At 34.9% G+C, this 15,034-nt stretch carries 15 protein-coding genes; 4 read left to right on the top strand and 11 right to left on the bottom strand.

Annotated features, from left to right (window positions below; translation table 11 throughout):
- The first annotated feature begins 328 nt into the window (after positions 1-328).
- The 4 genes from NSA47_RS00570 to NSA47_RS00555 are packed head-to-tail and all read left to right on the top strand — an operon-like array spanning position 329 to position 4,164.
- On the top strand, positions 329-1,000 hold the full coding sequence (locus NSA47_RS00570; protein WP_257528888.1) for a response regulator transcription factor: 672 nt from the start codon (positions 329-331) through the stop codon (positions 998-1,000).
- Positions 984-2,567, top strand: coding sequence for a HAMP domain-containing sensor histidine kinase (locus NSA47_RS00565; protein ID WP_257528887.1), 1,584 nt, complete (start codon positions 984-986; stop codon positions 2,565-2,567). Before NSA47_RS00570 ends, NSA47_RS00565 begins: the two co-directional genes overlap by 17 nt.
- On the top strand, positions 2,564-3,418 hold the full coding sequence (locus NSA47_RS00560) for an ATP-binding cassette domain-containing protein (RefSeq protein WP_257528886.1): 855 nt from the start codon (positions 2,564-2,566) through the stop codon (positions 3,416-3,418). Before NSA47_RS00565 ends, NSA47_RS00560 begins: the two co-directional genes overlap by 4 nt.
- A complete protein-coding gene (locus tag NSA47_RS00555) occupies positions 3,415-4,164 on the top strand; it encodes an ABC transporter permease (RefSeq protein WP_257528885.1) in 750 nt (249 codons plus the stop codon). Before NSA47_RS00560 ends, NSA47_RS00555 begins: the two co-directional genes overlap by 4 nt.
- Positions 4,165-4,541: 377 nt before the next feature.
- On the opposite strand, the gene NSA47_RS00550 is transcribed toward NSA47_RS00555, so the two are convergent.
- The 11 genes from NSA47_RS00550 to NSA47_RS00500 all read right to left on the bottom strand — a co-directional run bounded on the left by NSA47_RS00550 (position 4,542) and on the right by NSA47_RS00500 (position 14,922).
- The gene (locus tag NSA47_RS00550) at positions 4,542-5,171 is read right to left on the bottom strand and encodes a GyrI-like domain-containing protein (RefSeq protein WP_257528884.1); all 630 of its coding nucleotides are present in this window, start codon (positions 5,169-5,171) and stop codon (positions 4,542-4,544) included.
- Between the two features lie 18 nt (positions 5,172-5,189).
- The gene (locus NSA47_RS00545; protein ID WP_257528883.1) at positions 5,190-5,735 is read right to left on the bottom strand and encodes a ClbS/DfsB family four-helix bundle protein; all 546 of its coding nucleotides are present in this window, start codon (positions 5,733-5,735) and stop codon (positions 5,190-5,192) included.
- Between the two features lie 54 nt (positions 5,736-5,789).
- On the bottom strand, positions 5,790-6,677 hold the full coding sequence (locus tag NSA47_RS00540; protein ID WP_257528882.1) for a helix-turn-helix transcriptional regulator: 888 nt from the start codon (positions 6,675-6,677) through the stop codon (positions 5,790-5,792).
- Positions 6,678-6,934: 257 nt separating this feature from the next.
- Positions 6,935-8,287 (bottom strand): DUF6179 domain-containing protein, encoded by a 1,353-nt coding sequence (locus NSA47_RS00535; protein WP_257528881.1) that lies wholly within the window; start codon positions 8,285-8,287, stop codon positions 6,935-6,937.
- On the bottom strand, positions 8,274-8,744 hold the full coding sequence (locus NSA47_RS00530; RefSeq protein WP_257528880.1) for a DUF6323 family protein: 471 nt from the start codon (positions 8,742-8,744) through the stop codon (positions 8,274-8,276). Before NSA47_RS00530 ends, NSA47_RS00535 begins: the two co-directional genes overlap by 14 nt.
- A gap of 40 nt (positions 8,745-8,784) precedes the next feature.
- Positions 8,785-9,429: a TetR/AcrR family transcriptional regulator gene (locus NSA47_RS00525; protein ID WP_257528879.1), complete on the bottom strand. Its 645-nt coding sequence runs from the start codon at positions 9,427-9,429 to the stop codon at positions 8,785-8,787.
- Between the two features lie 294 nt (positions 9,430-9,723).
- Positions 9,724-10,836, bottom strand: a complete 1,113-nt coding sequence (locus tag NSA47_RS00520; RefSeq protein ID WP_257528878.1) for an ABC transporter permease — start codon at positions 10,834-10,836, stop codon at positions 9,724-9,726.
- A 4-nt stretch (positions 10,837-10,840) separates the two neighbouring features.
- Complete coding sequence (locus NSA47_RS00515; RefSeq protein WP_257528877.1) at positions 10,841-12,052, bottom strand: ABC transporter permease; 1,212 nt, start codon at positions 12,050-12,052, stop codon at positions 10,841-10,843.
- Positions 12,053-12,055: 3 nt separating this feature from the next.
- The gene (locus NSA47_RS00510) at positions 12,056-12,922 is read right to left on the bottom strand and encodes an ATP-binding cassette domain-containing protein (RefSeq protein ID WP_257528876.1); all 867 of its coding nucleotides are present in this window, start codon (positions 12,920-12,922) and stop codon (positions 12,056-12,058) included.
- Positions 12,923-13,139: 217 nt separating this feature from the next.
- Positions 13,140-14,243 carry a sensor histidine kinase gene (locus tag NSA47_RS00505; protein ID WP_257528875.1) on the bottom strand — a complete coding sequence of 368 codons (1,104 nt, stop codon included), beginning with the start codon at positions 14,241-14,243 and terminating at the stop codon, positions 13,140-13,142.
- Positions 14,233-14,922 (bottom strand): response regulator transcription factor, encoded by a 690-nt coding sequence (locus NSA47_RS00500; protein WP_373370296.1) that lies wholly within the window; start codon positions 14,920-14,922, stop codon positions 14,233-14,235. Before NSA47_RS00500 ends, NSA47_RS00505 begins: the two co-directional genes overlap by 11 nt.
- Between the last annotated feature and the right edge of the window lie 112 nt (positions 14,923-15,034).

Raw genomic sequence — 15,034 nt, 5'->3', positions numbered from 1 at the left:
CTTCAATTTCAGAATGCTTTTTAAAATCAGATATCAACATTCCGTAGACAAAGCTATCCGTCCACTCTCTCTTATTCCAAAAGTCCTCAATAGGCTAAAATTTACCATCCATTCCTTAGCATCCTTCTTTTTATTCAACATTTTTTATTCATTCACTATATGGTTGATATAGAGGGTGAGAGGAAAAATCTGTTATACTTATAGTAAAAAATATTGAGGTTTAAAAACTGTTGTATATAGACCATTTTAAAGGTTTGTAAGTCAACTTCATTGTGGATTCATACGGAATTCACATGAATAGTGTTTAATACAGATAGGAGGAAAACTTATGGTTCGAATCATGTATTTAGAGGACGAAGAGACAATTCGTGAAGTTGTTAGCGAATATTTATCACTCAAAAATTATCAAGTAGATATAGCCATTGATGGCAAAGAAGCTCTTCAATTCATTGATAAGCAAACTTATGATCTTGCTATTTTGGATATCATGGTACCCTTTGTTTCAGGTCTTGAAGTGTTGGATGCATTAAGAAAGAAGCAGTCGAATTGCGCCACGATTATGCTGACAGCATTGGGAGACGAAAGTAGTCAGATAGAAGCCTTTAATCGTTACGCAGACGACTATATGATTAAACCCTTCTCACCAATTCTATTGTTAAAGCGAATAGAAGCCATCCTGAGAAGAACGAAAAATGGCAAAGTGAAGTCAGAGGGTTTAGATATAAAAAGCGAAAATTTTCAAGTGTATTATAATCAACTGCCGCTACATCTAACGGTCACTGAATTTTTGATTTTTGAGGCCTTGTATAAGCATCCTCAGCGAGTATATACTCGGGAGCAATTACTTGAAATTATTGCACCGGATGATTTTATGGTAAGTGACCGCGTGATTGATGCCCATATCAAAAATTTGCGTAAAAAACTTCCGAAAGACATGATCAAAACAATTATTGGCATCGGTTATTGCTATGAGGAGACTGAAAATGAGCATTACTCGTAAAACAGTGATTTTTACAGGTCTAACAACTTTATTGATTGGAACATTGATCATTAGCTATTTTATATGGATGCTGCCTGGATTATATGTTCGCTATAAGTCTGATAACTATTTACATACCGTAGAGGAAGTCCATCGTAGATTTATGGAAGGAAAAACATTCGATGATGGTTATCAATTATCCGACTTGTTTTATTTGGTTAGCTTAAAACTCCCGAAGGAAGATGAGACCATTCAAGTTTCTTCACCTAATTTTTCAATGGATGTTGTGCTGGAAGCACCGGAACTCAAACAACTTTATCGAGACATTCGGAAAGTTTTTCAACAATTTGATGAAGAAGAAATTGATGAAGGAATGGATTTTAACGATGTTGATTTTGAACCAATTCGTGAATTGTTTCAGAAGACCTTTCAACCCATTAACCAGGAAATTTATCAGATTGAAAATTTTCAAGGGTATCCATTTGAAGTAATCGAAGGTGTTGGCAGCCGAGAGTTTCGTATGACAGCTGACGACATTCTCATTACAGGGGAGACGGCAGAGCAAAATGCCAATCATTATACAAACTATTTTGTCTTTAAAGAAGTGGATGAAACTATTTATGTGACCATGGCTTCCACCATGACACCTAAATTGAATGAATTGCTTCCAATTGTGACACAAAGTATCCCTATGATATTGTCTGTATTGGTTTTGTCGTCGTTTTTAATTGCCAAGTGGTTCAGCCGCAAACTGGCGCAACCCATCGAAATGTTAGCCAACCAAGCCATGACACGCGAGAAGACGACAACACAAGTATTCAACCAACCCAATAAAGGGGATGAATTTGAGATTTTAGAAAATGCGTTAAATCAAATGCATGAAGAGCTGCAGGAAAATTTGTCCCAGCTACATGACCAGAACCAACAGTTGGAACGGATGCATCTAAAACAGGGGTTACTTTTAGCAAACGCTTCCCATCAATTAAAAACTCCTATTGCCGCGTCATCATTGCTGCTTGAAGGGATGATTCATCAAGTAGGTAAATTTAAAGATACAGATAGATATTTACCGGAAGTTCGAAAAGAAATCAAAAAAATGCAGTCCATTATTGACCGTTTAATGATGGTTTTTGAAGAACAGCAACAAGTAGCGCAGATTCAAAGAATTGATATTGATCACCTAATTCAAAGAATTTTATTGAATTACCAATGCAAAATATCCGAAAGACAATTAACCCAAGAAAAACAGCTGACATCCATTGTTATTGAAACAGACGGAGAAATGTTTACATCAATTCTAGAAAATTTGATTCAAAATGCAGTGAAGTATACACCAAAGGGAAAAGGAATTTCCATTGAATTAACTAAAAATCAATTCACTTTAATAAGCCAAGGAGCAAAAATTGACCAACATCTGCTGGCTCATATTCGTGAACCTTTTGTTCGGGATACAAAAGAAGAAGAGGCTGGAACAGGATTGGGATTGTATTTGGTAGATATGTTTGCCGAAATACTCGGAATGAGGTGGAACATTTGCAATACCGAGAGTGGTGTACAGGTGACAGTAGAATGGAGGAATGAACAATGATAACAATTGAAGATTTAAAAGTCGTATATGGTTCAACGGTCGCTCTAGACATCCGAGAACCCATTAAGATTTTACCAACAGATAGAATAGGAATTATCGGATCAAACGGTGCAGGAAAGACCACACTGATTAAAGCTTGCCTGGGTTTGACGAAGTACCAGGGGAAAATCATTTCCGATGTGAAGCCGGAACAAATGGCTGTGCACATGCAGTTCAATGAGTATGTCGACACCGTGAGCTGTAAAGTGATTTTAGAAGCCGTATTGAATACCAATGTCAAAGACAATGAGATCCTAAAGGAATTAATTGATTTCTTTGATTTTGAAGAACACTTGAAGAAAAAATTTAAAAATTTGTCCGGTGGACAAAAACAACGCTTTACCCTAATTTTGGTGTTAATGCAGGATGCACCCATTACCTTTTTCGATGAAGTGACTACAGGCTTAGATTTTGAAACACGGCGCTCATTGATTCAAAAAATTCTGCAATGGTATGATCACAAGCAGTCTGCCATCCTTTTTGTAACGCACTACTATCAAGAATTAGAACAATTGACCAATAAATTAATGATCCTCCATGAAGGAAAAGTGGTTGCTTTTGATTCTCATCGTATATTATTTGAAAAATATTGCGGTCATTCTGTAGTAACCTTTGAAGCAACAGATGCACTGAACTTGGATGGTTATCGCCAATTAATCGCACCGGAGAATACCGTTGCCATTGCTTGTGATACGCAAGAAGAAGAGCTGGCATTAGTAGAATATTTGGTTCACAATGAAATGAATTTTAAAAGAAGCAATCAAGATATTGAATTATTGACGATGAATGTGATTGGAGGAAAAACAAGATGAAAGCTTATATCAAGTATGAATTGTTCAATTCTTTAGGGAATTTTTTTACTATTCTATTTGGAATTATATTTCCTATCTTAGTATCCTTGTTATTTTACTCGATTTTTGGTAAACAAGTTCCAGAATCAGAAATGGCTCTTTTTACCACTCAATTGTTTGTGACCAATTTGTTAGTTTCCCCCCTTGCCGTTGTGTTTATTGGCTTTGCTGCATTATTCTCCCAAGAAATTGAAAAAGAAGTTACCCTTCGAATGTCTTTGTTTGGCTATACTGAAGCCAAGCAAATGCAAGCAAAATTTTGCGCTCAGGCAATTATGTCTACCCTCTTAATCATTGTATATATCGCGGTGGTAGCTCCAATTATAAAGGTGCCCATGCCGACGGCATTTGGATTATTGGTCTTTGTAATTGGCTTGTGTTTATTGTCTTTCAGCCTATTTTTAGCCGCATATGGGATTTCTTTACTGTTGAAAAAATTTAGTACGACTTTTGGGACTGTCATGTCGGTGTATTTTTTAATCATGATTTTATCAGGGATGATGGGTATCCAAACCCATCAATTGCCAAAACCCATTCAAAGCATTGCAAAGTTGTTGCCCACAACACATATGATTGAAGATATTCCAAAATTGTGGCAGCAATCCCAATACAATTTGATGCCCATGATTCAGTCCATGATTTTTTTACTGGCAGTTTCCATTATTCTTTACTTACTAGGAATTGGTTCCAAAAAACGAAAACATTAAACTAGGTAAGCAAGGAAATTTTAGAATTGGCTAATGTTAAAAGATCTTTTGCAAGTTTCTCATCTTCTTATCTATCCGTACCCCAACTACATTATCGATATCGCATATTGCCGTTTTGATATTCTCCTCAAACCTGATTTAAAAGTCATCTTTGTATCCATATTTTAGAGCGAGATAATCAAAACGTCTTCATGTCTTCAGCCAAAAACACATTAAGCCTTTCAGATATGTCAAAGTAATCTGGATCACTTGCTTGTTCAGAAAGGGTTCTATCCTAGAACAGCAATCCAATTATGACAGTCCTCTTGAAAATACGCAGGAAAAAAGACCGCCATAGCGATCTCTTTAGCACACTAGTATTGTATTAAGAAAACTGGTTATTTTTTAATTGGGTGTCGTATCACGGTCTTTTGTTTGGCGATATTGCTTTTTCGTGGATCCGTCAAATATATTTCGTGGTGATACCTATCATCCGTGATGTCTACCCTATATCCATTCTCTACTGCAAATTTTTCCATTGCCTCAACAGTCTTCCCTTCATCATCATAAGAACCAATATGCATGCATTGTACACACAAGCCTTCATGATAATTGAAAAATTCCACCTTAGAAAAATCTGTTTTCTTTTTTCTAGTCACCTCTGCGATCGCCCACGTAAAATCTTTTTTTCTTATGAAATCAGGTAAGCGGATTAATGAAATCCAGTAAAACTTCTCCTTATGAGAACAATCAGCCCCTTGAATACCCTCTTGCCACCAAAACCCTTCTAAAGGTGGAACGACATATTCAAAAAATCCGTCAATTTTGTAGTTGCCTTTATAGCTCATTCTAAGAGTATAAGCCACAGAGTACAATAAACCTACTGCCTTGGCGTATTCACCGTCTTCCTCGTTTGGATTCCCTTTCCCTTTTACAGCAAGATAATTCATGGATGGTATTTCTATAATACTGGGTCTTTTTGACGGCATATAAAATTCCTTATACTCCTTTTTATAATCAAAAGCCATTTGTATCTCCTTTCCATCCTATGCATGAGAACGCAGTTTTTTTATTTGCCTTTTAATCTTCTTTATTGCCCAATTATAGTGGCTAGAAGTTGCACTAACACAGTAACTACCAATATTCGTAGTACCACTCCATTTAAAATGCTGCTTCTCAAACAACGCTTCATTAGAAAAACTTTCGATAAGTTCAAGCACTTCTTTATGACTTTTAAGAAGCATCCTCTTGGCATCTTCATATAGGGTATTCTGGTGTTTCGCCCAAAACTCCCTGTTCATATCACTGTATGTCCTCCAATTATAAGGCTTAGGTAAAAAAGATACCTCATGACCACTTTGATTGGATACAATCCAATGTATCAAAAGCTGATGCCACTCATATAAGTGAACTAAAATATCCCGCAAATTTTTATCCCGTTTCCAGTGCGCCTCTTTATCCTTTGGGTCATCACCAAAATGAAAAGACGAATTAAATTCCTCCATCGTCATACTGTCAATAAGTGTCCACATTTTATCAAATTGTTGATTTGCCACAAGGATTAAATCTGTTTTTGTTGCAGGTCTCGGCATATTATCTCCCTCCTTCTTGGCTCAGCATAACACATATAAGATGACAACAGCATGTCATGTTTTATTCTCTTTTTCAAATTTTTCTTTTAAGTGTTTAGGACTTATAATGCAAACATCCTCCCTATAGGATCTTAAAAAACCATATAGCCAGTTATCTTCAGGAATCTGTGCAGTTACACGAAGCCAACCATTGTCGCACTTTTCAATACAGCTTTCATCAAATTCATCATAAACGCGATAAGCAATCTGTGGTGAAAAAATAAGCGTGAGGGTTATAAGTGAATCTAAAGGTATCTGAGGCGTTTGGATGGGCGGAGGAGTGTAATTGTTTTCGGCAAAGCTCTCATCTGTTTCAGTTATATTTAATATGCGGTTGATCCTGAATGTCCGATAGTCCTGTCTTGTAGTGCAAAATCCCTGAAGGTACCACGCTTTTGATTTAAATACCAGTTTAAGGGGATATACTCTCCGTTCGCTTTCTTCGCTATAAGAACTAACATACCGAAAAGAAATAGCTTGTTTTCCTAGAATAGCATTTTTTAAAATGGCAAGCTTATGCTTATCTGAGTCGCTGTTCCCCCAGCGTGAAAAATCAATCTCGATCCAGTTGGTATCCGTCTTACCGAAAAGGACTTTTAACTTACTCAGGATACGCTTTGTATCAAGAGTATTTGCAACTGATAAGCTTTGAAGTGCAAAGAGAATCTGATTTTTATCATCTTCACTGAGAATAGCTTTATTTAGGACAAAGCTATCCATAATTGAAATACCGCCGCCCTTGCCTCGTATAGTATAAACAGGGATTCCAGCCATTGACAGGGCATCAATATCTCGAAGAATGGTTCTTTTTGAAACCTCAAAATGCTCAGCAAGTTCTACTGCCGTCATTTTCTTTTTGTCCATTAAAAGATATATCATCTCGAATAGTCGATCTATTTTCATAGTATCGCCTCCTATATCCAAGTATACCATTAAAACATGACAATAGTATGTCTTGGTGTTATCGAGAGCGCATTTTTGAATTCCTCCTGTTTACTATTTTCCTCAACTGGTTAAAAGATGAGAAAAAAATCGTTCATAATGCAACATGGTTAAAAAGAATATAAAAAAAGAAAGATTAAAAGTTTCGTGTATTACAATATAGTCTTAAAGGAGCAAAACAATTTAAAGAAGAAAAGGGAGCTAATGTCTTCCTCTTTCTATTCTATTTCAAAGTGGATCACTTTTGCTGCTTCTTCAAGCTGTAACCTGACCTCTTCTGGCAACAAATTCTTAAATGTTTGCAATGCATAGTATATTTTTAATTCACTCTCATCATACAAAAAATCCTCATTGGGATATCGCTTGATCAATGCGGCTATTACTGCAGAGGGAATCTTTCGAAAAATATTAAGGAGTTCCTCCTGCATCAAATCCGCATCCTGCAAAATTTCCAGCAAATCACCAAAGGAAGAAATTCTATTACAGATGATTTCTGCTTTTTCATCAGCGCTATTACACTGAAGAAGATGGTGAAGTATTGCCGTATAGGATTTGTCATCCATTCGTTGTCCATAGGATAACAGGATTTTTTGATGATCTTCTGGGGAGAAGGGAATCAAGAACACCTTGTCCAAACAATTATGATGTGCTGCATTTTTGATAGATACCGCAATTTTTGTAATACTGTTTCTTAAATAATTACTCAAGTCAGAGGAACAACCCAGTTCAGCTATTAATTTGTCCAATGCATTTTTTATCAATTGCTCAACTTCATCGGTGTCTTTGCCAGAAAACAGATTCGCTAAAGTGTGGATATCCTTGTGATTTAGATTCAAATCACGTCCTGCATGATGAGTTAAAATGCATCCAAGAGAAGCGATTAATACAGGCTCATAGACATTCAACAAAATTTTTTGATAGTCTTCATCCAGTCCACAAAGCAGGTGATGGACTGCAATTTCGGAGAAATATGAGCAAAACCTGTTTTCATGGGTAAGGTTTTGCAAATACTTTTCTATGAACTCTATCCCATCAAGATCATCCACGCCGTTGAAGGTTGGATAATCTGCTGTAATATGAATTTCTTGTGCAGAAAACTTTGGATGATATACCTTAAAAAAGCCATTAATCCCATCCACTGCCGTTAAACGATAAAACACATTTTTCGTTTTAAATAAGCATCTTTTCAGCCGCAAATGTGTCTGTTTCGCAATCAGAATCTTCCGGTTGATTTTTTTTAACCCCAGATAGAATAAGCGATCTAAATTCTCAGTTTTTAACCTATCAATCGCATCTTCAGGAGAAGCATAGGATTTCAACTGAACCCCCAATGTATATAAGATAGATGCTAATAAGTCCTGTGCTTTTTCTATTGGTATGGAACTGCTGGCACCATGATTAAAAAGTTCTGTCTGCTTGGCCAATAGTGTTAGACTTTCAATTTGTATACGCTCTATCTCTGTGTCTGAGAGCAATGCGTAAAATCTTCCCTGTTCAATTAATGAAGCAAAATAATTTTTCCCGCTCAATTTAGACCTGTCAATTAAATGTATTCGATCAATATTCGTCATCTATTTCCTCCGAGAGATCTGTCACATGAATACAGTTTAGCTTGCGAGCAAGCGTCGGTAATTCTCTCGCTGACAGCAATTCCAACGAGCCACAGCAAGTCCCATTAAAAGACTTTTGCATAAAAGCAATTAAATCATTGTCACTTATCCTATCTATCGTTTCATTTTTAAAAGAATAGAATATATCCACTAATTCATGCAGTGAATCTTCGTAATTTTCCTGAGTAATATAGGGAGAATCACAAAAAGCTAAAATGAGCTTATCTATTATGCCACCATTAAATTCAATTCTGCCTGCATTTTTAAGTGAATCAGACCTTGTTTTGACTAAAGCAATTGCCTGCTGCTCTGTCAAGGTTAGACCGTATTTTGCTGATTTTTCATTCATTTTCAGAATTTCGTTTATAGCCTGCTTTTGAATAAGGTTGCTATTCAATAACTCTAATTCAAAGCTCAAGTAACTCCCTCCTTATTGGTAGAAATGATCTGGCATAACCCTATAAGTGTTCTTTTAATAGAGAATTAATAATTTGTGTAAAACCATAATCAAGAAATTCATTCTCTGTCATACCGAGCTGTTTTTTAATAACAACTTCTTTTGTTTGGGCTAATGATAGTAATGATGAAATGTTGGACCACATAATATACACGGTTGCCATCGGATTGATATCTTCTCGTACCACTTTTTGTTTTATTCCATCTTCTATAAAGCTTGCAAGAACTTGATTAATTTCATCCCCTAGGGAAAATATTCGAGCAATTACCTCTGGAACATCCTTATCTCCAAACCCGGTTGGCTTTGCTTTTATCACACTGTCCATAGAACTAGGGGAATCATATTGATAGGACTTAAAAGCAGTGCAAATCATATGATACCTCCTAAAAAAATCTTTGCTTTTACTAAGTGCAGCATTAATATTCGCTTTCAGAGAAAGTAATCCTTTCTCGATAATATGGTATAGGATGTCATCCTTATTTTCATAATAGGAATAGATGGTTCTTCGACTGTATTCAGAAGCCTTTGAAATGTCGTCAATTGTAGTCTGGACAAAACCTTTTTCCAAAAATAATCTTTCAGCTGATATCATTATTTGTTCTCTATGCAAAGCGGCAACCACTTCTTTTTTATTTTCTCTGCCCATATTCTTAAACCTCCATTCTATTTAGTATACTAATAGTATACATTTTTTTAATTAACTTGTCAATCTTTACTATAGACCCCTTTTTTAATATAAGTCTTAATTCCCTAAGTTGAAAAAAGAAAAAATCCGCCACTTAAGGACAGATTTTACTTATAATAATTTCCACATATGCATTTACAGATATAGGTCTCTTTAATAAAATTCAAAATGAGAAAGAGTACAACTAGGGTAGAAAGAAAAAACAAATGAATGGCTTTTACATAATGACCGGTCGGTTCTATATAGGTAAATCACTCAATTCTTATGAATACTACTGGTTAAAACTCCAGTAGAAATTACAAAAACAATGAAACTTCCTATTAGCATGATATAGGGCTCCCAGATCCCAAAGGGAAAAGAGAAATATCGTATTGCATTGAACATATTTGAACTTGCTATGGGAATTAGATTAAATAACCCTTTTATCATCCCTGCAGAAGAGGATACAACTCTACTTCCTATCATATATAATATGCTAAAACTTACCCCCCAAATAATGCTTTTCGTGGTTTCTTTGGTTTTTAAAGATATATAGCCCATTAAAGTTGATAAAGCAATAACCCCAAGGAGCTGGGACAACATCATGATCAAAATGGATTGGCCTATGGAAAAATTGCCCAATGAGAATAAAGATATCATCTTAAAGCTACTTTGTAAGGGTTTTAAACCAATGATAGAACTGATCATCCCTATGGTTACCAATGTACAAATTAATATTAATGCAGTACCAAAGAATATTGATGGCAAAATTCGGATGAACATATTTTTTCTATAGTTTTTTGTCCCTTTAATGATTTCCATACTTTCATCTTCAAAGCTATTGGAATAGGTACCGGAAGCGAAAAAAATAACTAAAAATAAAATGATCATAAAAATGATTTGTATATTTTCTAGCCCAGTAGAATAAAGGTAATATCCAGGATATCGAACGAAGGGAGGTCTTACCTCCTTTAATTTTTCCAATGCAACTTCTTGATTTGCTGCTGGAAGATTGAGTTTAATTAATGCCTCAAATTTATTTTCCCAGGATTTATAAAAGTCTTTCGCTAGTTCATCCGGGTAATCCTGAACTTTATTCTCTGAATATAATATGCCCGGATAAGTATTTACTAGAGAATGGATGATGCTCACTTGGGACTGATAGCGCATTTCATCTGATTGTTCATCGCGCACCTTAATTAAGGATCTCAATAGATTCTCCTCATTAATTTCCCCCTCATATACAGCCTCTTCTGCTAAATTTTCAGAAATATATTTTGAATCATTGGTGATAAAAAGGTTTAAACCGATTGTAATCATAAAAATACCCAGTATAGAAAACAATACATATTTTGTATACAGTCTTCGTTTCATCTCTGCCAAAAACATATTTTTACCTCCTCACATATTTCCAAGAAGTCAATCCTAGACAAATAAAAATTAATATGATACTGATCCATACATTGAGGTCAAAAGCCAATACGGCTTTGCCTAAAACAGAAAGAATCGGAATACTATAAAATTTAGAATAGGAAAACATCAAACTGCCTGGTAAGGATAAGTGAATCCATTCTAATATTGGATTATTTAAATCCATTTGTATAGCCAATATAAATCCCCCAATGAGAATCAAAACAGTAATCATCATTGCGACTGAAGCTTTATTACTTCTCGATGAAATGAAAGTGGTAAATGCAGAGATTGTTATGGTCCCTATTAGACCAAAGGCCAACATACTTCTCATCATCTGCCCCAAAGTATAAGGCAGCACAGATGTCATACTTAACTGTATTGAAGTTTCCAGAGCATTTGTTGGGAGCATGTATTTTAAAATAAATATATAGAGTCCCATTCCTACTGCATATATGAAGGTTCCCATAAGAATCGGTATCAAGATTTTAGCGGCCAATAAGCTTTTTCGTCCGCCTCTTGTTGTGGATATGATTTCATCTAGTCCAGACTCCTTATCCTTTGCTATGATCCCACTAGCGAAGAATGTGACCATCATTAACAGCACAAAGCCAAATAATTGGATATGTTCAATGCCTTCACTCCATACTTCAAAGCCACCATAATAAGTATAGGGTTTTTCTACATCACTCCACATTTTAGAAGCTAACTTCTCTTCCGATTGATTTTTCGTATTTAATGGAATTAAATTTTCATAATACAAATTTTCACCTTCATAAAAATGTTGGCCAAAATCTTCCTGAAGCTCTCCATAGCTCACCAAATCTCTTCCCAATATAGTCCTTAAATAATAATCTTGCATAACAAGTTTATCGGCATAGACTGCCATCTGCAACAATTCATCACTTATTACTATTTCATATTCATCCTGTATTGAATCTAAAAACACTCTCCCACTTCGCTCAAAAATATCTTCCGTCATCTCTCCTGCGTATACATTTTTATCTTTAGCAGATGCTTCAATAGCTTCTATCCCACGAAGACCCGGATATGTGGCATTTCCCAAAAACCCTATTGTCTTACCCCCTACAATAAACCATGACCATAATACAGCTAAAGTAACAGCAATGCCTATATAAGATATACATTTCTTGGTTGTAAATTGACGCTTGATTTCAGAAATAAATAGATCCATTATTTATTTCACCACCTTTACTTTGGAAAGATAGTAATCATTTAAATCCGGTTTAACCCTTTCACTTTTTTCTAATGGTTTCTCCGCGATATATCTGATCTTTACCAGTCCTTCTTCTTCATTTCTAAAATTTATAATATTGTATTTTTCTTCTAAGGTATTCATATCTTCTTCTTTTACAATGGTTTCAAAAACTGTACCGTCAATACTATGGATTAATTCATTGCTTTTACCGACTTCAATAATTTTCCCCTTTTCCATAATCACAAGATAATTGGCAATAAACTCTACATCAGAAACAATATGGGTAGAGATAATGACGATCTTCTCTTTACTGATCTGGGTTAGGTACTTTCTAAACTTTCTTCTTTCTTCAATATCTAGTCCTGCAGTAGGTTCATCGATAATCAATATATCCGGATCATTGAGCATGGCTTGACAAATCCCTACCCTCCTTTTCATTCCACCGGAGAGTTTATCTACTTTTTTATTTTTTACATCTTTCAAATTAAATTGTTCAAGTAATTTTCCAATGCGTTTATTCATCGTCGCCTTATCAATCCCTTTTAGAACAGCGATATATTGCAAAAAATCATTCACACTTTGATTTTTGTCATATCCAAAATGCTGAGGCAAATAGCCTAATTTATCTAGATAATCACTTCCTAATTGAGAGATTGAACGCTCATCTAAATAAATGTTTCCTCTACTGGCCTTTACATTTCCTACCATCATTCTCATAAGCGTGGTTTTACCGGCCCCATTGGGTCCTAAAAGACCCCATAACCCTGGTATAAACTTTACACTAGCGTCACTTACAGCCTTTAAATCTTTGAATTTCTTTGTCACATGATCGATTTTGAGTTCCATTTCTATTCCTCCCTTAAAAAGAGTAGCTTCGCTACTTTCGCTAGGGAACCTTAGGTTCCCAAAAGGCAGCTTTCAGCCTGAGCACCTTCTTAAAACAGCAGGGGATATTCCCCTACAACTCCTGCTATACAAAAAACAAACCTTTATCTAGCCATTATTGTATCAATGGCTAGATAAAGGTTTGTTCAGAATTTATATATCTTTTATGAAGATTTTACTAAGATTTTGGCAATATAAGGGTAAAAGTTGTCTCCCCATCCACACTTTCCGCTTTTAATCTTCCATTATGTCGTTCAATAATCTCTTTGGCTATAGCAAGTCCCAATCCTGAACCAGAGGATTGTCCCCTTGATGAATCCCTACGATAGAACTTTTCAAATATCAGTTCAAGTTCTTTTTCAGATATCATACTTCCCAAGTTTGTAATCTTTATAACACTTTGATCTTGTTCTTCCTTACCTAAAATCTTAATAACAGTATCTTTGTCACTATAACTAATGGCATTTTTTAATAGATTATTTAGCACCCTAGCTAAAAGATTACCATCTGCATATATTTTAAAGTTTTGCTCAATATCAGATTGGAATTTTAAATTTTTTGGATTAAGAAGGGGATAAAGTTCTTCTGTTATCTGCTCTAAGAAAAATCCTCCATCTATTTCTGTCCTATGTAAAGGTATTTCTTGGAGATTAAATCGAGTAATATCAAAAAACTGATTGGTCAATTCTTCTAAATGATAAGCCTTGTCTAAGACTTTCTGTAAATAATCTGCCTGAACTTCTTGGGGGACTCTAGAGTCTTCTAAAATATTTAGATATCCGATAATACTCGTTAATGGCGTCTTTAAATCGTGAGCAAGATAGGTAACCACATCATTTTTCTTTTGGATCTCTATTTCTTTCTCTTTCTTTACATTTTCAATTTCTTTTAAAATTGTTTGAATCTCCATATCAATCAATTTTAAATCTTTTGTATCTGCTGGCCTTCCGCTGCTGCTTAATACACGAACCCTATTTCCGATCTCTTCTATAACCCTCAGTCTTTCATGATTACGGGCATTTTTAGTAAATATATAAATAGTAAACTCTAAAGTTAAAAACCCTCCAACAGCTACAAATATTAATATATCTTTTAATCTATCCCATCTAAAAGTCCCTCTTATCCTAGGAACCCCCGCGAAGATAACTTCTTCTGTATCTTCTAATAATGTTCTTACAAAAAACTCTGCTACACTACCCTCAAGATATAGATCAATAAATACAAGGACCAATATAAAAGTGATAAAAGCAATAATATAATAATTGCGTTTTTTATTTTTCAATGATATAACCTACTCCCCATACGGTTTTAATATATTCTGGTTTTTCAATAGAATCTCCTATTTTTTCTCTTAAATTTCGAATATGAACGGTTATCGTATTGTTTGTCTTTGAGTAATACTCCTCTTTCCAAATCAAATTTAAGAGTTTTTCACCACTTAATACCTCACCTTTTCTTTCCAGTAGGATATTTAAAATGTTAAACTCTGTTGGCGTAAGCTTAATCTCTTTTTCATTCATCTTAACTGCTTTGCTCTTTTTATTTAAAGTAAGTGCTTTATAATAGAGGGTATCCTTGTCTGATTGACTATTGGTATATTTATTCGAACGCCTTAATTGAGCTTTTACTCTGGCAATCACCTCTAAAGGGTTAAACGGCTTTGTAATATAATCATCGGCACCATAACTTAAACCTAAAATTTTATCATGATCAGCGTCTTTAGCTGTAATCATAATAATAGGATAATAGTAGTTTTTACGGATGTTCTTGCATATTTTCAACCCATCAATGTCTGGAAGCATTAAATCTAATATCACTAAATCTGGTTCTTTATCCAGATAGTCCATAGCTTCACCGCCACTTCCTGCCTCCCAAACTTCATAAGACTCCCCTTCAAGATAAATCTTTAAAATGGTTCTGATATCTACATCATCTTCAATAATTAATATTTTTTCCATAATATCACCAATACCATTATATCCTAAGTTGTCTCTGAATTTATTTAGAAATTATAAAGATTTCATTTTTGATTTCGAAAATGAATGGCCAGATAGGATGTATTATGAAAAGTGA

The organism is Irregularibacter muris, assembly GCF_024622505.1.
Lineage (GTDB): Bacteria > Bacillota > Clostridia > Eubacteriales > Garciellaceae > Irregularibacter > Irregularibacter muris.
Note: the sequence above shows the minus strand (reverse complement) of the source record. Positions and strands in the feature narration are given on the sequence as shown.

Coding starts and splice junctions, on each gene's coding strand:
- NSA47_RS00565 (WP_257528887.1), top strand. CDS start 984: ATGAGCATTACTCGTAAAACAGTGATTTTTACAGGTCTAACAACTTTA.
- NSA47_RS00520 (WP_257528878.1), bottom strand. CDS start 10,836: ATGTTTTTGGCAGAGATGAAACGAAGACTGTATACAAAATATGTATTG.
- NSA47_RS00510 (WP_257528876.1), bottom strand. CDS start 12,922: ATGGAACTCAAAATCGATCATGTGACAAAGAAATTCAAAGATTTAAAG.
- NSA47_RS00515 (WP_257528877.1), bottom strand. CDS start 12,052: ATGGATCTATTTATTTCTGAAATCAAGCGTCAATTTACAACCAAGAAA.
- NSA47_RS00545 (WP_257528883.1), bottom strand. CDS start 5,735: ATGCCGAGACCTGCAACAAAAACAGATTTAATCCTTGTGGCAAATCAA.
- NSA47_RS00560 (WP_257528886.1), top strand. CDS start 2,564: ATGATAACAATTGAAGATTTAAAAGTCGTATATGGTTCAACGGTCGCT.
- NSA47_RS00570 (WP_257528888.1), top strand. CDS start 329: ATGGTTCGAATCATGTATTTAGAGGACGAAGAGACAATTCGTGAAGTT.
- NSA47_RS00550 (WP_257528884.1), bottom strand. CDS start 5,171: ATGGCTTTTGATTATAAAAAGGAGTATAAGGAATTTTATATGCCGTCA.
- NSA47_RS00540 (WP_257528882.1), bottom strand. CDS start 6,677: ATGAAAATAGATCGACTATTCGAGATGATATATCTTTTAATGGACAAA.
- NSA47_RS00555 (WP_257528885.1), top strand. CDS start 3,415: ATGAAAGCTTATATCAAGTATGAATTGTTCAATTCTTTAGGGAATTTT.
- NSA47_RS00525 (WP_257528879.1), bottom strand. CDS start 9,429: ATGGGCAGAGAAAATAAAAAAGAAGTGGTTGCCGCTTTGCATAGAGAA.
- NSA47_RS00535 (WP_257528881.1), bottom strand. CDS start 8,287: ATGACGAATATTGATCGAATACATTTAATTGACAGGTCTAAATTGAGC.